Here is a 19,145-nt window from a genome sequence, read left to right on the forward strand (position 1 = left end):
GTACCGCCCGCGCGCACCACCTCCGGCGGGGACGTCCGGCCGAGCGCCGGGCGTCCCCGCCACGGCCCGTCAGGACAGCGGGCGCAGGCTGAACGTGCGGCGCTGCCAGGGGTAGCGCGGGAGCGGCGCCACCGTGCGGGCCGTGCCCGGGCCGGGCAGCGCGTCGTCCGCGGTCAGCGACTGGAGCCGGGCGTCCTGCGTGCCGGCGGCGAGCGCGAGCAGGGCCTCGCGGGCCTCACCGGGGGAGTCGGCCTTGACCCAGAAGGCCTCGCGCAGGCGGGTACGGCCGTGGGTGGCGGTGTGGGCGAAGGCCGCGAAGCCGTCGGCGTCGTCGGGGAGCGCGGCGGCATAGCGGGCGGCCAGCTCGCGCAGGGCGGCGGCCGTGTGGGCGGAGACCGGGAAACCGCCCGCGGACTCCACGGCGGACGCGGGGGAGACATGGCCGGCGAGCAGCGCGTGCGCGTTGGTGCCGCTCATGCCGAACGAGCTCACCGCGGCGTAACCTCCCGCGCCGGCGTCCAGCGGCACCGCGCGGCGCGGCACCTCGAAGCCGCCGCCCTCCTCGATGCGCGGGTTGAGCGTGGCGAAGGCGGCCTGCGGCGGCACGGTCCGGTGTTCGAGGACCAGCAGGGCCTTGAGCAGTCCGAGCACTCCGGCAGCCGCCTCGGTGTGACCGATGTTGGCCTTGACCGAGCCGATGTGCCAGGTCCGGGAGCCGCCGAGGGCCGCGCGGGCGGCGGCGAGCTCGATCGGGTCGCCGAGCGCGGTGCCGGTGCCGTGCGCCTCCAGGTAGCCGACGTCGTCGGCGGTGCACCCGGCGGCGGCGAGGACGGATTCGATCAGCCGGGTCTGGGCGGCGACGCTGGGCGCGGTGAAACCGGTGGCGCGGCCGTCGTGGTTGACGCCGGTCGCCTCGATGACCCCCAGCACCCGGTCCCCGTCGCGCTCGGCGTCGGCGAGGCGTTTCAGGAGCAGCACCCCGCACCCCTCGCCGCGCACGAAGCCGTTGGCGCGGGCGTCGAAGGGGCGGCAGCGGCCGTCCGGGGAGAGCGCGGAGGTGCGGCCGATCTCCAGGGTGGAGCGGGGGCCGAGGACGAGGTTGACGCCGCCGGCGAGGGCCAGGTCGCAGTCGCCGGCGGCGAGCGCGCGGGCGGCCTGGTGGACGGCGACCAGCGAGGAGGAGCACGCGGTGTCGATCGCGAGCGCGGGGCCGCCCAGGCCCAGGGTGTGGGCGAGCCGCCCGGCGGCGAAGCAGTGCCCGTTGCCGATCAGCCACGACGGACTGGGATCCTCCTCCGCCCAGGCCCGGTGGTCCTGCCCGGTGATGCCGACGTAGACGCCGGTGGACCCGGCGGCCGCCGCGGGCACGATCGCCGCGTCCTCGAAGGCCTCCCAGGCGACTTCGAGGAGCAGTCTGTGCTGGGGGTCGAGGTTGCGCGCCTCGCGCGGGGAGATGCCGAAGAAGTCGGCGTCGAAGGCGAGCGCGCCGGCGAGGTAGCCGCCGCGCCCGGCGGGTCCCGGGCCGGGGCGGTCCGCCGGGTAGGGACCGGTCAGGTCGCTCCCCGCGATCAGCGCCTCCCAGTAGGAGTCCCGGTCGGCGATCCCGCCGGGCGCCCGCAGCGCCGCGCCGACCACGGCGACGCGGCGCGCGCCGCGGGCCGCCTCCAGTTCGGCGCGCAGGGAGCGGATGGTCTCCATGGCCCGGCGGAGCGGGGCCGCGTTGTCAGGCACGGGTGAGCCCTTCGTCGTACGGGGGATGGTCGCGGTCCGTCGCCACGGCGGCGTGGTAGCCGGGCGGGGCCGCCAGGTCGCGCACCGGCCCGCGCAGGGTGCACACCTGGTCCAGCAGTGCGGGGAAGCCCTCGCCGCGGGCCTTGAGCAGGGCCTCCTTGCGGACCCACAGCCGGGTGAACCGGTGGGCCGTGGGGTCGCGGCGCCAGTGCGCCAACTCGACCGGGGTGAGGCAGGAGGCGGCCAGCTCGGGCAGGTTGCGGCGGTCCCGGACGCGCTCGACGTCCACGCCGACCGGCGCGTCCCAGGAGGCCGCGAGCACGGCCGTCCCGTCCGAGTGACTCCAGCTGACGAACACCGGGCGCCCGTCGCACGAGGCGAACGGCTTGCCGCGGCCGTCCCGCCACACGGTCACCGGCCGGCCGCCGCACGCCCGGACCAAAGACGCCCGCACCCAGGCCCGTACCTCCGCCCGGACCCGTCGCTTCTCCGCCTGCGGCATCCGGCCCGAGGGATCGTCGGCGAACCGGGCGAACCAGACCCGCACTCCGTCCGCGACGCCCGCTCCGACGGTGTCCGTCGCCGGGGCGGCGAGGTCAGCGGCCGTGGAACTCAGGGGTCTCTCCCGCCAGCAGTGCGCCGATGCCGGTGCGCAGGTCGGCGGAGGCGGCGCCGTCGGCGAAGAGCTCGTGCTCGGCGGCGAGGTGGTCCTCCAGGGAGGTGTGGAGTGCCGTGTCGAGCAGTCGCTTGGCGCTGCGGAGGGTGTGCGGGGCGGCGGAGGAAAGCGCACGGAGGCGGTACAGGGCCTCCGCACGCAGCTCCGAGGGCTCCACGACCTCGGTCACCAGGCCCAGCTCGGCGGCGCGCGACGCCCTCAGGACGGGCTGCTCCAGCAGGAGTTCGAGTGCGCGGCCGTGACCGACCAGACGGGGCAGGAACCAGGACATGCCACCGTCGGTGGAGGCGCCGAGCGCACCGTAGGCGATGTGGAAGGCGGCGCGGCGGGAGGCGAGCCGCAGGTCGCAGGCGAGGGCGAGGGACATGCCGGCGCCCGCGGCCTGGCCGTTGACGGCGGCGAGGACGGGGCAGGGCAGCGCCCTGATGTCGCGGATCGCCGCGCCCAGCAGGTCCGTCAGCTCATGGCTGTAGGCGCGGGAGTCGACCGACGGGTCGCCCAGGCGGCGGTCCATCTCCCGCAGGTCGCCGCCACGGCAGAAGTCCTTGCCCGCTCCGGTGACGAGGACGCCCTTGTACCCGTGCAACTGGCTCGTGGCCGCTGCCAGTTCGGTGAGCAGCGCGTGGTCCATCGCATTCCCGGCCTCGGGGCGGTTCAGGGTGAGCACCCCGATGTCCCCGTCGGCCTCCAGCAGCACCAGGTCGCCCATCACAGGGCCTTCAGCAGTCTGTCGGCGTTCTCGTACCCGGCGCGGAAGCAGGCCTCGATGGAGGCGCCGCGCCGGTAGTCGCCGGTCAGCTCCAACCGGTCGAGGGGTTCGACGGCCCGCTGGATGCGGGCGAGGCGGGCGCTGTGGTGGCGGCTGTAGCCGCAGTAGGCGCGCTCCCAGCGCTTGGTCACCGCGGCGACCCGCTCGGCACGCGCGAGCTCGGCCTGCTTGCCGAGCTGGGCCTCGGCGATGGCGAGCAGTTCCTCGTCCGTGCGCTCGGCGGCGCGGTGGGCACGGCCGGAGAAGGTGTAGCGGACGATGTGCCGGTCGTGGACACCGTACGCGCCGGCGTTGCTCAGCGGGGAGCCCGCGGGCTGCACGAAGGCGCGGGCCCGCTCGCCGAAGACCGGGCGGTCGTACTCGGCGAGGACCACGGCGGCGGGGAAGTAGCGGATGCCGCGCAGTTCCTCGGCGAGGACCCGGGACAGGGGCTCCACCAGGGGCGCCGCCGCGTGTGCGGGGAGGGCGACGAGAACGGCGTCGTGCCGCTCGCGAAGGACCGCCAGGTCGGTGACCCGTGTACCGCCCTGGAAGGCGACGTGCTTGCCGAATCTCTCGAAAAGAGTTTCGAATCCACTGCTGAGTTGCTCGAAGGTGTCCATGACCATGCCGAGGTGGGTGCCGAAGCACTCGAGGTACACCTCGTCGTCCTCGGCGCCGTTCATCCGCACCGTGAGCGAGCGGATCAGCTTCTTGCGCAGCACCGGGCCGAAGTGCTCGGCGAGCGTGGGGTCGCCCTTCCTCGCCGCCATCGCGACCAGACCGGGTCCCGCCAGGAAGCGGTTCTCGTCCTGGGACCGGACCGCGCGCACCACCCGCAGACCGCGGACCAGGTCACGGACGGGGATGTCCTTGAGCAGGTGGAAGATCGAGGAGACCTTCTTGCCGGAGTCGATGGTCCGGTCCCGGCCGCCGTCGCTGCGCGTGGAGTTGATGCCGAAGAACTCCCAGTCGTCGCAGCCCAGTTCGGCGGTGAAAGAGCGGAAGACGGAGTACTTCCGGCCGATGTTCTTGCCGCCCGCGGTCAGCATGCGCTCCCCGAGCCGCACTCCGGCCGAGCGCCCGCCCAGCCGGTCCTGGTCGTCATAGACCGTGACCGCGTGGCCGGCGGCCTGCAGCCGCCAGGCCGCGGCGATACCCGACCAGCCGCCGCCGACCACCGCTATGTCCGCTGCCACCTCAGATGCCTCCTCGAAGCGTCGTGCCGATCCAGTGCGCGATGTGCGCGGCGAGTGCGTCGCTGTGCCGGACCCAGCGAAAGTGGTCCAGTCGCTTGCCGCCCGCCATGGCGTCCGTGTACGTCCAGCGGTCCACGGGCGCCGCGGGGAGCTTGTCGAGCAGGTGCCGCACCGCACCGGGCGGGGCGAGCACGTCGTGCTCCACCTCGACGGCGAGCACCGGCAGCGCGAGCCCGGCGAGCGCCGCCTCGTAGTCGGTGCCGCTGCCCTTCAGGCGGTAACTGCCGGTACGCCCTTGGCGGGCCCAGTCCCTCATGACGCCCGGGAACTGGCGCCCGCCGAAGCCCAGGCGCTCGCCCGGCCAGTGGCCGAGCAGGGTCGACGCGGCGGCGAACAGCTGGCTGCCGGCCAGGTTCCGCACCCCCAGCGGCCCGCCGAAGCCGCGCCACCACACCGAGCCCGCCGCGGTGAGCACCACGGCGCGCACGCTCCGCTCCGGGGCCGCGGCGGCCGAGAGCAGGGCGAGCTGGCCGCCGAGGCTGTGACCGGCGAGCACCACGGGCGCGCCGGGGAGCTCGGCGCGCACGGCACGGACGGCGGCGGGAAGGTCGTCCTCGGCCAGCTCCCGGTAGCCGGCGTCGATCCCGCGGCGGGGCCGCGGCGCCGACTCGCCCTGGCCGCGCAGGTCCAGCACCGCGGCGTGCAGCCCGGCGGCGTGCAGTCTCCTCGCGTACGGGGCGTAGAACTTCCCGGGCGCGCCCATCGCCGGGACGACGAGGGCCACCGGGGCGTCGGCGCGCTCGTTGCGCCACAGCCTCAGCGCCAGCTCCGCGCCGCCCGTCGAGGGGATCCTGACCAGGAGACCTTCCATGCCCGCCTCACTTCATGAGCTTCGGATACAGTTCGTCGTTCTCCTTCATGAACGCGGTCTGCTCGTTGACCCCGAAGCGGTCCTCCTTGTCGAAGTCCTCCTTGGCCTCGGTGAGGTGGTCCATGAGGACCTCGCCCTGCGTGTTGAGCGCGTGGCGCAGGTAGTCGGTCTGGAGGTTGCCATGCCAGATGACGCCCAGCTTGGTGACCCGGAAGTGGTCGCCCTCGTCCTCGACCGTGCCGTTCTCCAGGTGGCCGTCGATGACCTTCATGACCCGTTCGAAGACGTCCGAGTCGACCTTCTCGCCGAAGTCGCCGAGCAGCGACTTGTCGAGGTGCTTGTAGCGCGGGAACATCACCATGATCCGGTCGAGCACCCCGTCGTACCCGATGGACTGGAGCGTCTCGGTGGACGCGCCGTGCTCGTCGACGTTCTTCTGCCAGGCGTCGACCTTCTCCGGGTTGATGGAGACCATGTCCTTGAGGTTGCCGCGGGCGGCGCAGCCGACACCGATGATGTCCTGCCGGGCGCAGTGCGCGGTCTGGTACTGGCTGGCCTCCGGGTGCTTGGACCAGGTCTCCGCGATGGTGTTGTGGTAGCCCTTCTCGGACAGGAAGTCGTAGAGGTGCTCGCGCATGGCGAGCAGCTGCCACGGGCTGCCCGGCTGGGCGACCCGGCCGTCGAGGATCATCTTGTGCAGCGGCCGGTAGGGCAGGTAGATGGTGGTGAAGAGGTCGATCTCGGTGGGGTCGTAGCAGTCGACCAGCTCCGCCAGCTCGTCCTGGAAGCCGTGCAGCGACTGCCCCGGCAGGTCGTACATCATGTCGACGCAGGTGTCGGCCGTGTAGTTCAGGTCCCTCATCCGGTCGAACACCGCGTCCACGTCCTCGCGCGTGTCCAGGCGGCCGATCTTGCGGTGGATGACCGGGTCGAGGGTCTCCACGCCGAAGGTGATGCGGCTCCAGCCGTGGTCCTTGAGGACGTCGAGCAGCCCCGGCCGGCGCAGGGTGCGCGGCTCACCGGTGAAGCTCTTCTCGATGGACTCGTAGTTCGGGACGACCTTGGCGAGGTGGGCGCTGAGCCGCTCCACCGCGGAGGTGGGCAGGGTGGAGGGGCTGCCGCCGCCGATGTAGATACCGGTGAACTTCCGCTCCTGGACGTACGGCTGGCGCATGTACCAGTCGATTTCCTTGATCAGGTAGTCCGTGTAATTCTCCAGCCGCTCCGAGTCCTGCTTGGGATAGTGGAAGCGGTTGAAGTTGCAGTAATGGCAGAAGCTTTTGCAGTACGGGACGTGGATGTACATCATGATCTCGTCGTTGAGATTCCCGCCCGGGTCCTGCAGGCTGCCGATGTTCTCGACGACCTTCTCGCGCGGGACCTGGCTCCAGTCCATGGTGGCGAAGAGCGGCATGATGTAGTGCGACGCCGTGATCACGCCGTCGAACGGAACGGGCTTGGACGGGTTGTCGCCCAGGTAGTACGGCTCAGCAGGCACGGGATGCTCCCTCAGTCGATGGTGATCTCGCCGGTGGCGACGGTCTCCTCGCCCTGCACGATCTCTATGGCGACGGAGTTCTCACGGGGGGTGGCACGGAAGGCCACCGGGGCGGCGAGCTCGGCGAACTGCTCGAAGGTGAAGGCGTACTCGGTGATGTCGACGGCGCCGGGGAGGGCGGCGAGCGCGACCTGACGGGCCCCCTCCCCGAGGAGCATCGCCGGGTAGTGGTCGAGGGCGTGGTCGAAAAAGACGGGGTCGCCGGGATCGACGTCCAGGCGGGCCGTCAGGCGCCCGTCCTCTCGGCGCAGGTCCGCGATCACCACGTTCCGCGGGTCGGTGCGCCCGACCTCGGCCGGGCTCGGTCGGACGCCACCGGAGCCGACCGCGACGGCGCCGGCCTCCTCCCGCAGCGCCTCGTACGAGTCCTGCGCGACCAGCATCAGCGTCCCGCTGAACTCCACCGCGGGGACGCCCTTGAGGTGGCAGATCACCGAGGCCCGCAGGTGCCGAGGTGTCCCGTCCGGACGCTTCTTCGCCTTGTGGACCACCAGCTCGGCGACCATGTTCTCGGGCTCCGGTCCGGCACAGACGGCCTTCTCGTCGAGCATCGCGACCCTCATGGTGCCGATGACGAACTGCCGGTCCAGCGGCACGCCCATCAGCCGGTGCACGATCGCCTCGGAGGACTGCCGCGCCGCCTCCCCGAGCAGCAACAGGTCGTGCCGGCGCCGGCCGTTTCGCGGCACGTCGTTGTAGAGCCGGTGGGTGCGGGGCAGCTGGGCCATCGCCAGCAGCCGGCCCTCCTCCTCGGCGACGTCGGTGACGAGCACCTGCTCCACGGCACGCTTGTGCACCCAGGCGCAGGGGACGGTGCGCTCCGAACTCAGCACGCCGCGCCTCCCTTCAGTACCAGGGCCGCGTTGTGGCCGCCGAAGCCGAACGAGGTGGACAGCGCGACCGGCCGCTCCAGCGCGCAGGGCTCCTGCACGTGCCGGAGACCCTCGAGCCGCGGGTCCGGCTCCTTCAGGCCCACGGTCGGCGGCACCACGCGGTGCCTGAGCGCCTGCACCGCGGCGACGGCCTCCACGGCGCCCGCGGCGCCCAGCAGATGTCCGACGGCCGCCTTGGTGGAGGAGATCGGGATGCGGGCCAGCTCCTCGCCGAGGACGGACGCCAGGGCGGAGGCCTCCGCGAGGTCGTTGAGCACGGTGCCGGTGCCGTGGGCGTTGATGTATCCGAGGTCCCCGGGCGTGACGCCCGCGTCGTCGAGGGCCTTGCGCACCGCACGCGCGGCGGTGGCCCCGGACGGCTCGGGCGCGGTGATGTGGTGGGCGTCGCTGGTGGAGCCGTATCCGACGAGTTCGGCGAGCACGACGGCCCCGCGCCGCTCGGCGGACTCCAGGTCCTCCAGCACCAGGATGCCGGCGCCCTCGCCCATGACGAAGCCGTCCCGGTCCTTCGAGAACGGCACCGAGCCCCCCGACGGAGAGAGAGCGCCCGCGTTCAGGAAGGCCGCGTGCATGAACTCCGAGAGGCCCGCCTCGGCGCCGCCGACGACGGCCGCCTCGGCCTCCCCGGCGCGAATCAGCCGCATCCCGGCGCCGATCGCCTGCGTCCCCGCGGCACAGGCCGACATCACGGACCAGCTCTCGCCCCGGAAGCCGTACTTCAGGGAGAGCTGCGCCGGTGCGGCGTTGGCCATCATCATCGGGACGGTCAGCCCTGACACGTCGTCCGCGCCGTCCTCGCGCAACACCTCGAGCTGTGCCTCCAGGGTGCCGAAACCCCCGATGCCGGTACCGACGACGCACGCCACCGACCCCTCCTCGTACGGCGTCCCGTCGGCCCAACCGGCCTGCTCCAGGGCCTCCTGACAGGCGGCCATGGCCAGCTGCGTGCAACGGTCGGTACGGCGGCGCTCCTTTCGGCTGAGCACCCGTTCCGGGTCGAAGTCACGGCAGCGGCCCTCGCCCCCGGCGAGCCCGCTCTCCCCGGCGACCGCCCGGGAGTGCAGCACGAGCGCGCCGCTGCCGAGAGCCGTCACCGCTCCGACACCGGTGACGGCGATGCGGCGGCGGCTCACTTGACCCCGACAGCGGCGCAGACCACGTCCAGCGCCTCGCCGACGGTCTTCACGTCGTCCAGGTCCTTGGGGTGGAGCTTGACCCGGAACTCCTTGTTCACCGACTGGCCGAGGTCCACCAGGTCCAAGGAGTCGATCTCCAGGTCGTCGAAGGTGGCGTCCATGTGGACGTCCTCCCGCTCGGCGCCGCAGTCCACCAGGGTGTCGACGACGAACTGCTCGACCTGGTCGCGCGTGGGCTGCGTGGGCACATGAACCTCCTGCTTTGGAAGGCGGCTAACCAATTCATCAAAGCAGTGCGGTCTAAAGAGGCAGTTACTGTCCACTAAAGCCCGCTTGTCCGTCGACTCGCTTGTTCAATTGGTGTTCACGGGGCGCGGGAATTCCGGCGCCATGCCAAGAACGCGAAATCGGCGACGAAAACCGCGGAGAGAGTCGGTGCGAATCCGGTCCGCGCGGATGCGGCCCGTGCGGGATCAGCGGGGGCGCGTACCCACGCCGACGGCGTCGGCGCTGGGGTGCCCGTACGGGGGGACAGCGGCTGCCCGTACGGGGGGGCAGCGGCCGCGGAAGAAGGGGCGCGCTCCGGGACGCGCGGCGCGGACACCGGCCGCGACCGGCCGGGAGGATCGGGTGCGGCGCGGCTCACAGGCAGCGGGCGCGCCGCCGGGCCGCCTCCGGCCGCCGGCCCTCGGCCGAAGCGGCGCGATGTGGACGGCCGACCGCCCGGGAGACGGGCGCAGAAGACCCCCCCGACCGCGTTCCCGCAGGTCAGAGGGGTTCGTACAAGTGGAGCCTAGGGGAGTCGAACCCCTGACATCTGCCATGCAAAGACAGCGCTCTACCAACTGAGCTAAGGCCCCGCAGAGGAGCATCCAACCGAAGGAACCGCCCACCGGTCGGGTGCTGCAGACCAGAGTACCGGGTCACCCCCCTGATCCAGCAAAAAGATTGGGGGTCCCCGCGACCGACCACGCTCCGTAAGATGCTCCGCGTGGTTCGCTACAGCGAACCGCCGTACTTGGGGAAGCGATGGGGAGACGCAATGGACGCCGCACAGCAGGAAGCCACCGCCAGGGCGCGGGAACTGCAGCGGAACTGGTACGGGGAGCCGTTGGGGGCGCTCTTCCGTAAGCTCATAGACGATCTCGGGCTCAACCAGGCCCGTCTGGCGGGAGTGCTGGGGCTGTCCGCCCCGATGCTGTCGCAGCTGATGAGCGGCCAGCGCGCCAAGATCGGCAATCCGGCGGTCGTCCAGCGGGTCCAACTGCTGCAGGAACTGGCGGGCCAGGTGGCCGACGGCAGTGTGAGCGCCGCCGAGGCGACCGAGCGCATGGACGAGATCAAGCGCTCGCAGGGCGGCTCGGTGCTCAGCACCTCCACGCAGACCACCAGCGGTTCGGGCGCCCCGACGGTCAAGCGGGTGGTCCGTGAGATCCAGTCCCTGCTCCGCTCGGTGGCCGCCGCCGGCGACATCATCGAGGCCGCGGACAGCCTCGCCCCGGCCCACCCGGAACTGGCGGAGTTCCTGCGGGTGTACGGCGCCGGCCGCACCTCCGACGCGGTCGCGCACTACCAGCACCACCAGAGCTGACGCCCCGCCGAGGGGTCACGGCGCGCGTCGCGGGGCAGGCAAGGGGAGGCGACGGCACGGGGAGGAGCGACGCACAGCCATGGGTGAGGTCTTCGCCGGCCGGTACGAACTGGCCGATCCGATCGGCCGCGGTGGGGTCGGCGCGGTCTGGCGCGCCTTCGACCACCGCCGGCGCCGTTACGTGGCCGCCAAGGTCCTCCAGCAGCGCGACGCCCACTCCCTGCTGCGCTTCGTGCGCGAACAGGCGCTGCGCATCGACCACCCGCACGTGCTCGCCCCGGCCAGCTGGGCCGCCGACGACGACAAGGTCCTGTTCACCATGGACCTCGTGGCCGGCGGCTCGCTCGTCCACCTGGTCGGGGACTACGGCCCGCTGCCCCCGGCGTTCGTCTGCACCCTCCTCGACCAGCTGCTGTCCGGGCTCGCCGCCGTGCACGCCGAGGGAGTGGTGCACCGTGACATCAAGCCGGCCAACGTCCTGCTGGAGGCCACCGGGACCGGCCGCCCCCGGCTGCGGCTGTCCGACTTCGGCATCGCGATGCGGCTGGGCGAGCCGAGACTGACCGAGGCCGACCTCGTGGTGGGAACGCCCGGCTACCTCGCCCCCGAACAGATGATGGGCGCCGAACCCGACTTCCCCGCCGACCTGTTCGCCACCGGCCTGGTCGCCCTCTACCTGTTGCAGGGCGCCAAGCCGGACACCAGGGCGCTCGTGGAGCACTTCGCGGAGCACGGAACACCGAGCGCCGCCAAGGGAGTTCCCGACCCGCTGTGGCAGGTGGTGGCCACGCTGCTGCAACCGGACCCCGACGCCCGGTTCCGGACGGCCACGGGCGCGCGCAAGGCCCTCGCGGCAGCCGTGGAACTCCTCCCGGATCCGGGACCGGACGACGAACTGATCGAGATATTCGACCAACTCGGCCCGCTGCCGCCGGGATTCGCCCTCGGCGGTCCGCTCGAGCGAAGCCCGGGCGTGACAGTGGGAGCCGCCGGGGCCGCCGTGCCCGGCCCAGCCCAGGGGCACGATCACGAGACGGCGTCCGACGAGACGTCCGGCCCCGGCAAGGCTTCCGGGACCGGCGGTGCCGACGCCGGGCGCGTCCATGCGCCTCGCACCGGCGGGCCGTTTCCCGGTGCGCCGGAGTCCCCCCGGACCGCGGGAGCCGCACAGGCCGCCGCCAGGGACGCGGGCGCCGGGACGCCGGGCGGCGCGCACGCGACCGGTGGCCACGGAGGTCCCGGCGAGCACCGCTCGCATCGAGGCCCCGGCGGCCCTGCCGAGCCCGACGCCTCCGACCGGCCCGGCGCCTCCGACCGATCCGGTGGCTTCGACGGACCCGGTGACTTCGGTCCGTCCGGTGACTTCGGCGAGGTCGGTGCCTTCGACCAGGCCGGCGGCGGCTTCGGCCGGAGCGGCGCCTTCCCCCTGGGTCGCCCCGCCACCGGCTCCCCGACCCCGGGGACCGCCCGCGCCCACCCCTCACTCCCCACGGACTTCCCCCACCCCACCGGCCGAACAAGCCACGCGGGCACCCCGAGTCCCCCCGGCTTCGACCCCCGCCAGGGCTTCCAGCAGGACACCGGGCCGACCGCCACGGCCGGGCACGACCACCCCGGCCCCGGCCCCCGACCGGACGAGCCGGCCACCCCGTCGGACACCGGAAGCTTCCACCTGCCGCCGCCCCAGGGCACCCCGCCCTCGGCGTGGCACGCCGCCACGCCACCACAGGCGGCCACACCGGCCACCGGCGTCCCGCTCGCCCCCGCGCCCCACGGCGGCCCCCACGACTTTCCGCCCGCGCCGCGCCCGCCCCGCCCTCGGCTCCCCCTCGCCGACGCGTCCACCGCCTCCTACACCACCGAGGAGCCCCGGGCCCACGTCCCCGCACGGGCGGCGTCCCGGCACCGCGCCGTCCGCGCCCGCCGCCCCGGCCCGCCGGCCAAGGCGGTCGTCCCGCTGCTGCTCCTGGCGCTGGCCTGCTACGCCGCGGGCTTCTGGGCGCTGAGCCGTCTGTGAGCCGGGCCGGAAGCCCTCGCCGGGGCCCCCGCGAGCGCGAGCACCCGGAGGCCGCCCCCTACCAGGCCCCCGCCCGCCGCCGGGCGACCAGCGTCCACGCCCCCAGGGCGACCAGCAGGGCGGTCCCCGTACCGATCCCGCCCACGGCGACCGCCCGCAGCGCCGCGGAGCCGCCCGCGGTCCCCGCGGGTGCCGTGGCGTCCCGGTCCGCGGCCGTGACCTCGAAACGGCCCGCCGGCTCCGAGGCGCCCGCGTAGCCCGGGCCCGGCCGCGCCGTGCCGTCCACCCGCACCCGCAGCGTCAGGCCGTGGGGTCCCGCGCCGAACGCGTCGGCCGTCCGGTCGGCGAGGTGCACGACGAGGTAGTAGGAGCCCGCGAACCGCATGGCCTTCACCTGGTCGGCGATTCCGTAGCGGTTGGCGTAGGCGACGGGCGGCAGGGGTGCGAGCGCGGTGGACACCCGCTGCCCGCTGTATCCGGCGTACGCCTCCTCGACGTAGCCCCGCACGGGGTTGTAGAGGGAGAGCGTCAGCGCGCCGTCGACGTACCCGCTGCCGCCGTCCGCGTCGGCCAGTTCGGCGACGACGCTCACCTGCTGCCCCCAGTCGACGGGCACCCGGTAGAAGAGGGTCTGTCCGGGACGCACACCGGTCCGCCAGGCTCCCTGCCCCACGGCGCTCGCCGTGGCGAACCCGGTCCCGCCCGCCCGGTCCGCCCCCCGGCCGCCGACCGGCTCGGGAGTGGCCGAGTCCCACACCCGCGGGGCGCTCGTCGCGCCCGTCCGCTCCAGGGCCGGTTCCGTCACGACGGCCAGTTCGAGGGGCCAGGTGTCCGGCGAGGAGCCGGTCGCGTCGATGCGCTCGACCAGCACGTAGTAGGTGCCGGCACCCTGGCACAGCGTGTGGCCCGGGGAGGCCTCCCGCGCGCCCCACGCGGCGACCGGGTGCGGGCTGCGGCTCGCCCCGAAGCGGGTGGCCTGGTAGGAGCAGGAACCGCCGTGGGCGTCCCGCACGGACACGCGGACGCCGTCCGTGGACGTGACGGTGCTCCCCGCGCCGGGGACCGCGGTGGCGGAGACGTAGGCGGTGGAGGCGGCGTCGAGTTCGAGGCGGTAGTAGAGCCGGCCGCCGTGCGGCAGGGCGCTGCGGTAGGCACGGCCGGGGTCGAGCAGCGGGGCGCCGGCCGTGGTCGTCGCCCCGGTGACGGACCGGGCCCCGCCGGCGAAGCCGTACGCCCCCTCCGACACCCCGTCCGCGCCCGCCGCGACCGCGTACGGCCCCGGCAGTGCGGCCGGCACGACCGCCACCGCCACGGCGGCGGCCAGCCGCACCACGACGGCGGCCCACGGCCGACGCCGGCCCGCCGGAGCCCGCCTCGCAGCCCTACGCCGTCCCATCCCGCGCCCCCTCGCGTCCGCCCTCGCCCAGACGTCGCCCATCCTGCCCCGGGCGTCGTCGCGCCATCCGCGCATTGCGTACGGGCGTCCGAAACGTACGCCTCATGAGGCGCCCTCTACCCCGCGTGTCCCGTCGCCGCAACACGGGAGCGGGAGTACGCGGGGCGCGCAACACAAAACCCCGACCGCTGCGGCGGCCGGGGTCTGCTCGGTATCTGGTGTCGGTGGCTCAGGAACCCGTGGGCACGGAGTCAGTCGCCTCCGTCCACAGATCCTGCTCGGCGCGATCCGCCTGGATCTGGCGGTACACGAGGAGCCCGCCGATGGCGGCCAGTGCGACCAGGAGAAGCTTCTTCACCGCGCGACCTCGTCTTTCCTTGACGTAGGGGACCTCTGGCGCCCGACTATACACACCGGCCGATACCGATCGGTGACCTGCGTCGGTCCTCAACTGCCGGGTGCGGGAGGGCGGTAGGGACGCCCCGCGCCGGCCCGCCCGGAGCGTGACCGGGCCCCCACGCACCGTGGCTTTGGCCGCGCTTCTCCCCTCTGGGCGCTTTTCCTCCCCCGTGCCCCCATCCGAGTGGTGTTCATCCGAAGATCGCGGCGCCACGGGCGTCGGTCCACCACTTCGCGGCCCTCATACACATCATGAGCAAAGTACGCAAATCGCCCAACCCGAAAGTGAGGGGCCATGGACCAGCACAAGGTCATGAAGTTGTGGACAGCCATCGTCACCGCATTCCTCGCGCTCTGCACGGCGCTCGGACTCATCACCACGACCGCCGGTGCGGCCACGGCCGCTCCGCAGCCCGAGACGGCGCCCAACAGCTCCACCCGGCTGCCGGCGCAGACGACGTCCTCCTCCTGGTCCAGAACACAGGCCCGGCACGCCCGGTCACTGCCCCCCACGATGAAACAGCGGATCCGCGCCGAGGCGCACGGAAAGTCCCCGAGCTGCCGGCACCGCTCACTGGCCGAAGCGCCGTCACTCGCCACCGACCCCGACTGCGCCCCCGCCGAGCCACCGGCCCGGCCCACCATCCCCCTGCAGCGCTGACAGCGCCGGCCCGGCCCCGCCGGAGCCATCACCTGCACCCATGAGACAACGGCGGATTGCGTACAGCACACCACCGAAACCCAGAAGATCCCCGGTCGGCGCCGACCGGGGATCTTCTGCCGTCCCGGCGGCGATGTCAGTGGCCGGTGCCAGACTCCCCCGACATGAGCGATCAGGTGCGTCTGAGAGACGTCGAGCAGGCCGATCTGGAGGAGTTCTTCGCACAGGAGCACGATCCCGAGGCCGTCCGGCGGTCGAAGTTCCCGCCCCGGGAACGCGAGGCCTTCATGACCCACTGGCGGACGAAGGTCCTCGGGGAGCCCACGGTCTTCGTTCAGGCCGTCACCGTCGACGGCGAACTGGCGGGCAACTTGGTGGCGTGGACGGACGGGGGACGGCGCTTCCTCGGCTACTGGCTCGGCAGGCGGTACTGGGGACGCGGCGTCGGTACGCGGGCCCTCGCTCTGTTCCTGGAGCGGGAGAAGGCCCGCCCCCTGCACGCCGATCCCCACGTCGGGAACACCGGCTCGGTACGGCTGCTGGAGAAGCACGGATTCCGGCACTCCGGGACGGTCCGGCACGGCGAGCACGTCATGTTGGTGCTCGACGAGAACCCCGCCTGAGCCCGCCCACCCCTGCCGTGGACACGGAAAGGCCCCCGGTCCACAGGACCGGGGGCCTTCTCGCTGGTGGGGCTAACAGGATTTGAACCTGTGGCCTCATCCTTATCAGGGATGCGCTCTAACCAACTGAGCTATAGCCCCGCCGCGCTTCTCGGGGTGTCCCGCGCGCTGACTCCTGAAGATTAGCGCACGAGGGCGGCAGTCCCAAAATCGGTTCCCCCGAGGCCGCGCCGGGGCCTTCGGCCCAGGTCGCGGCCGCCGCTCACTCGTCCTCGGCGAGGGTCAGCTCGACGCCGCCCACGAAGCCCGCGGAGAGGTTGTAGATGAACGCGCCGAGCGTGGCCAGCGCCGTCGCGAGGACGACGTCGATGACCGCGATGATCGTCGAGAACATCAGGACGTGCGGCAGGGACAGGAAGGACTGGAGGTCGAAGCCGTTCGACTCGTTGGAGCCGGTCGCCTCCGAGATCGTCCCGCCGACCGTCGAGAACACGCCCATCGCGTTCATGACCATCCACAGCACGGCGGCCGCGACGACCGTGCAGATGCCCAGCGCGATGGAGAGCAGGAAGCTGACCTTCATCACCGACCAGGGGTCGGCCTTGGCCACGCGCAGCCGGGCCTTGCGGGTGCGCGGCGTCGTACGGGCGCCGGTGCGCGGCCGGCGCACGGTGCCCGCGCGGTCGCCGGGCCCGCCCGCCGCCGGGTAGGCCTGCGGCGGGTGGTACGGCTCCGTGACCTGCTGCGGCTGGCGCTCGCCCGGCAGCGGGGAGGCCGACTGCTGCCGGCCGGCTCCGGGCTGGGCCTGTCGGCCCCGGGTGTCCGTCACCGTAGCCCCCTGGCTGGTGTGAGTGTCGGGCGAGTGCGTCTGTGAAGCCGACGGCTTGACCGGCTTCAGGTTGGTGGTGTGCGAGTCCGTCGCACGCGCGGCGGAGCCACGGCCGCCGTCCGTCTCCGTACCAGTGGAGGTACCGGCCGATCCGGCGCCCGTGGCTCCGCTCACGATGACTCTCTCCTCGTGCCTACTCGGCCGAGGGCGCCTCACCCTCGTCCGTGCCGTCGGTCGCGACACCCTCGGCGGTCTCGTCCACGGCCACGTCGCCGTCGACTTCCTCCGCCTCGCGTCCCGCCTCGGCGTTACGTGCGATGCCGACCACGGCATCGCGCTTGCCCAGGTTGATCAGTTGGACGCCCATGGTGTCACGGCCCGTCTCCCTGACCTCGTTGACTCGCGTACGAATCACACCGCCCGAGAGTGTGATGGCGAGGATCTCGTCGGTCTCCTCGACCACCAGCGCGCCGACCAGCTCACCGCGGTCCTCCACGATCTTGGCGGCCTTGATGCCGAGGCCGCCGCGGCCCTGGACGCGGTACTCGTCGACCCGGGTCCGCTTGGCGTACCCACCGTCAGTGGCAGTGAACACGAACGTACCGGGTCGAACAACATTCATCGAGAGCAGTTCGTCGCCCTCGCGGAAGCTCATGCCCTTGACGCCCGAGGTGGCACGGCCCATGGGACGCAGCGTGTCGTCCGAGGCGGTGAACCTGATCGATTGGGCCTTCTTGCTGATCAGCAGCAGATCGTCGTCGGCCGAGACGAGTTCCGCGCCGATCAGTTCGTCGTCGGTGCCGTCCTCCCGCTCGCGCAGGTTGATGGCGATGACACCGCCGGAGCGCGGCGAATCGTAATCCTTCAGCGGCGTCTTCTTGACCAGACCGGCCTTGGTGCCGAGCACCAGGTACGGCACCGCCTCGTAGTCGCGGATGGCGCGGATCTGGGCGATCGACTCGTCCGGCTGGAAGGCCAGCAGGTTGGCCACGTGCTGGCCGCGCGCGTCCCGGCCGGCGTCCGGCAGCTCGTAGGCCTTGGCCCGGTAGACCCGGCCCTTGTTGGTGAAGAACAGCAGCCAGTGGTGCGTGGTGGAGACGAAGAAGTGGTCGACGATGTCGTCTTCCTTCAGCTTCGCGCCGCGCACGCCCTTGCCGCCGCGCTTCTGGGCGCGGTAGTCGTCGGTCTTGGTCCGCTTGATGTAGCCGCCGCGGGTGACCGTGACGACGATGTCCTCCTCGGCGATCAGGTCCTCGATGGACATGTCGCCCTCGTAGGGGATCAGCTTCGTCTTGCGGTCGTCGCCGTACTTCTCGACGATCGCGGCCAGCTCCGCGCTGACGATCCCGCGCTGGCGGACCGGGGAGGCGAGGATCTCGTTGTACTCGTTGATCTTCGCCTGCAGCTCGTCGTGCTCCTGCACGATCTTCTGGCGCTCCAGGGCGGCCAGCCGGCGCAGCTGCATCTCCAGGATGGCGTTGGCCTGGATCTCGTCGATCTCCAGCAGGCCCATCAGGCCCCCGCGGGCGACCTCGACGGTCTCGCTGCGCCGGATCAGCGCGATGACCTCGTCGATGGCGTCCAGGGCCTTCAGCAGCCCGCGCAGGATGTGGGCGCGCTCCTCGGCCTTGCGCAGCCGGAAGCGGGTCCGGCGCACGATGACCTCGATCTGGTGCGTCACCCAGTGCCGGATGAACGCGTCCAGCGAGAGGGTGCGCGGCACGCCGTCGACCAGCGCCAGCATGTTGGCGCCGAAGTTGGTCTGCAGGTCGGTGTGCTTGTACAGGTTGTTCAGGACGACCTTGGCCACCGCGTCCCGCTTGAGGACGATCACCAGACGCTGACCGGTGCGCGAGGAGGTCTCGTCGCGGACGTCGGCGATGCCGCCGATCTTGCCGTCCTTGACCAGGTCGGCGATCTTCTGCGCGAGGTTGTCCGGGTTGACCTGGTACGGCAGCTCGGTGACCACCAGGCACTGGCGGTTCTGGATCTCCTCGACCTCGACGACCGCGCGCATCGTGATGGAGCCGCGGCCGGTGCGGTACGCCTCCTCGATGCCCTTGCGGCCGACGACCAGCGCGCCGGTCGGGAAGTCGGGACCCTTGATGCGCTCGATGAGCGCGTCCAGGAGCTCCTCGTGCGAGGCCTCCGGGTTCTCCAGGTACCACTGGGCGCCGGCGGCGACCTCGCGCAGGTTGTGCGGCGGGATGTTGGTCGCCATGCCGACCGCGATGCCGGCCGAACCGTTGATCAGCAGGTTCGGGAAGCGGGCCGGCAGGACGGTCGGCTCCTGGGAGCGGCCGTCGTAGTTGTCCGTGAAGTCGACGGTCTCCTCGTCGATGTCGCGAACCATCTCCATCGACAGCGGCGCGAGCTTGCACTCGGTGTACCGCATGGCCGCCGCCGGGTCGTTGCCCGGGGAGCCGAAGTTGCCGTTGGAGTCCACCAGCGGCATCCGCATCGACCACGGCTGCGCGAGACGGACCAGCGCGTCGTAGATCGAGGAGTCGCCGTGCGGGTGGTAGTTGCCCATGACGTCGCCGACGACGCGCGCGCACTTGTAGAAGCCGCGCTCGGGCCGGTAGCCGCCGTCGTACATGGCGTACAGCACGCGGCGGTGGACGGGCTTGAGACCGTCCCGCACGTCCGGGAGCGCACGCGAGACGATGACGGACATCGCGTAGTCGAGGTACGAGCGCTGCATCTCCGTCTCGAGCCCGACGGGCTCGACGCGCAGGGCGAGTTCGCCGCCCTGTTCAGGGGTGACTGGAGTGTTCTCGTCGGCCATTGCTGGTGAGGATCCTTCCTGGTGCGGTC

17 protein-coding genes and 2 tRNA genes are annotated in these 19,145 nt (G+C 72.5%); 4 read left to right on the top strand and 15 right to left on the bottom strand.

Annotated elements, in window-relative coordinates:
* Positions 1 to 69: 69 nt before the first annotated feature.
* The 10 genes from ACH5A8_RS11190 to ACH5A8_RS11235 form a co-directional block, all read right to left on the bottom strand.
* Complete coding sequence (locus ACH5A8_RS11190) at positions 70 to 1,731, bottom strand: polyketide synthase (protein ID WP_399000406.1); 1,662 nt, start codon at positions 1,729 to 1,731, stop codon at positions 70 to 72.
* Positions 1,724 to 2,278: a 4'-phosphopantetheinyl transferase family protein gene (locus ACH5A8_RS11195; protein WP_399000408.1), complete on the bottom strand. Its 555-nt coding sequence runs from the start codon at positions 2,276 to 2,278 to the stop codon at positions 1,724 to 1,726. The genes ACH5A8_RS11190 and ACH5A8_RS11195 overlap by 8 nt, the downstream gene beginning before the upstream one ends.
* Positions 2,279 to 2,327: 49 nt before the next feature.
* Positions 2,328 to 3,116: an enoyl-CoA hydratase/isomerase family protein gene (locus ACH5A8_RS11200; protein ID WP_399000410.1), complete on the bottom strand. Its 789-nt coding sequence runs from the start codon at positions 3,114 to 3,116 to the stop codon at positions 2,328 to 2,330.
* Positions 3,116 to 4,354, bottom strand: coding sequence for an FAD-dependent oxidoreductase (locus ACH5A8_RS11205; RefSeq protein WP_399000413.1), 1,239 nt, complete (start codon positions 4,352 to 4,354; stop codon positions 3,116 to 3,118). The genes ACH5A8_RS11200 and ACH5A8_RS11205 overlap by 1 nt, the downstream gene beginning before the upstream one ends.
* A gap of 1 nt (position 4,355) precedes the next feature.
* Complete coding sequence (locus ACH5A8_RS11210) at positions 4,356 to 5,225, bottom strand: alpha/beta fold hydrolase (protein WP_399000415.1); 870 nt, start codon at positions 5,223 to 5,225, stop codon at positions 4,356 to 4,358.
* A 7-nt stretch (positions 5,226 to 5,232) separates the two neighbouring features.
* Entirely contained in the window at positions 5,233 to 6,723 is a 1,491-nt protein-coding gene (locus tag ACH5A8_RS11215; RefSeq protein WP_399000416.1) for a coproporphyrinogen-III oxidase family protein, read from the bottom strand.
* 11 nt (positions 6,724 to 6,734) lie between these two features.
* The gene (locus ACH5A8_RS11220; RefSeq protein WP_399000419.1) at positions 6,735 to 7,616 is read right to left on the bottom strand and encodes an AfsA-related hotdog domain-containing protein; all 882 of its coding nucleotides are present in this window, start codon (positions 7,614 to 7,616) and stop codon (positions 6,735 to 6,737) included.
* Positions 7,610 to 8,809 (bottom strand): beta-ketoacyl-[acyl-carrier-protein] synthase family protein, encoded by a 1,200-nt coding sequence (locus tag ACH5A8_RS11225; RefSeq protein ID WP_399000421.1) that lies wholly within the window; start codon positions 8,807 to 8,809, stop codon positions 7,610 to 7,612. The genes ACH5A8_RS11220 and ACH5A8_RS11225 overlap by 7 nt, the downstream gene beginning before the upstream one ends.
* The gene (locus tag ACH5A8_RS11230) at positions 8,806 to 9,060 is read right to left on the bottom strand and encodes an acyl carrier protein (RefSeq protein WP_399000423.1); all 255 of its coding nucleotides are present in this window, start codon (positions 9,058 to 9,060) and stop codon (positions 8,806 to 8,808) included. Before ACH5A8_RS11230 ends, ACH5A8_RS11225 begins: the two co-directional genes overlap by 4 nt.
* Before the next feature lie 539 nt (positions 9,061 to 9,599).
* Positions 9,600 to 9,672 (bottom strand) — tRNA-Ala (locus tag ACH5A8_RS11235).
* Between the two features lie 182 nt (positions 9,673 to 9,854).
* Between ACH5A8_RS11235 and ACH5A8_RS11240 the strand changes: the two genes are divergently transcribed.
* Both ACH5A8_RS11240 and ACH5A8_RS11245 read left to right on the top strand, forming a co-directional pair.
* Entirely contained in the window at positions 9,855 to 10,403 is a 549-nt protein-coding gene (locus tag ACH5A8_RS11240) for a helix-turn-helix domain-containing protein (RefSeq protein ID WP_399000426.1), read from the top strand.
* 79 nt (positions 10,404 to 10,482) lie between these two features.
* On the top strand, positions 10,483 to 12,420 hold the full coding sequence (locus ACH5A8_RS11245; RefSeq protein WP_399000428.1) for a protein kinase: 1,938 nt from the start codon (positions 10,483 to 10,485) through the stop codon (positions 12,418 to 12,420).
* Positions 12,421 to 12,478: 58 nt separating this feature from the next.
* Here ACH5A8_RS11245 and ACH5A8_RS11250 read toward each other — a convergent pair whose 3' ends face one another.
* Positions 12,479 to 13,816 (bottom strand): hypothetical protein, encoded by a 1,338-nt coding sequence (locus tag ACH5A8_RS11250; RefSeq protein WP_399000431.1) that lies wholly within the window; start codon positions 13,814 to 13,816, stop codon positions 12,479 to 12,481.
* A gap of 229 nt (positions 13,817 to 14,045) precedes the next feature.
* Entirely contained in the window at positions 14,046 to 14,174 is a 129-nt protein-coding gene (locus ACH5A8_RS11255) for a DLW-39 family protein (RefSeq protein WP_003999697.1), read from the bottom strand.
* 336 nt (positions 14,175 to 14,510) lie between these two features.
* Here ACH5A8_RS11255 and ACH5A8_RS11260 point away from each other — a divergent pair, with 336 nt between their 5' ends.
* A complete protein-coding gene (locus ACH5A8_RS11260) occupies positions 14,511 to 14,876 on the top strand; it encodes a DUF6344 domain-containing protein (protein ID WP_399000433.1) in 366 nt (121 codons plus the stop codon).
* A 164-nt stretch (positions 14,877 to 15,040) separates the two neighbouring features.
* Entirely contained in the window at positions 15,041 to 15,499 is a 459-nt protein-coding gene (locus tag ACH5A8_RS11265; RefSeq protein WP_399000435.1) for a GNAT family N-acetyltransferase, read from the top strand.
* Between the two features lie 64 nt (positions 15,500 to 15,563).
* Here the strand turns inward: ACH5A8_RS11265 and ACH5A8_RS11270 are convergent.
* From ACH5A8_RS11270 to gyrA, 3 genes are all read right to left on the bottom strand, one after another.
* Positions 15,564 to 15,640 (bottom strand) — tRNA-Ile (locus tag ACH5A8_RS11270).
* 121 nt (positions 15,641 to 15,761) lie between these two features.
* A complete protein-coding gene (locus ACH5A8_RS11275) occupies positions 15,762 to 16,502 on the bottom strand; it encodes a DUF3566 domain-containing protein (protein WP_399000437.1) in 741 nt (246 codons plus the stop codon).
* Between the two features lie 19 nt (positions 16,503 to 16,521).
* Positions 16,522 to 19,116, bottom strand: coding sequence for a DNA gyrase subunit A (gene gyrA / locus ACH5A8_RS11280; protein ID WP_399000439.1), 2,595 nt, complete (start codon positions 19,114 to 19,116; stop codon positions 16,522 to 16,524).
* Between the last annotated feature and the right edge of the window lie 29 nt (positions 19,117 to 19,145).

It is taken from the genome of Streptomyces sp. NPDC018610, from assembly GCF_044391765.1.
GTDB lineage: Bacteria > Actinomycetota > Actinomycetes > Streptomycetales > Streptomycetaceae > Streptomyces.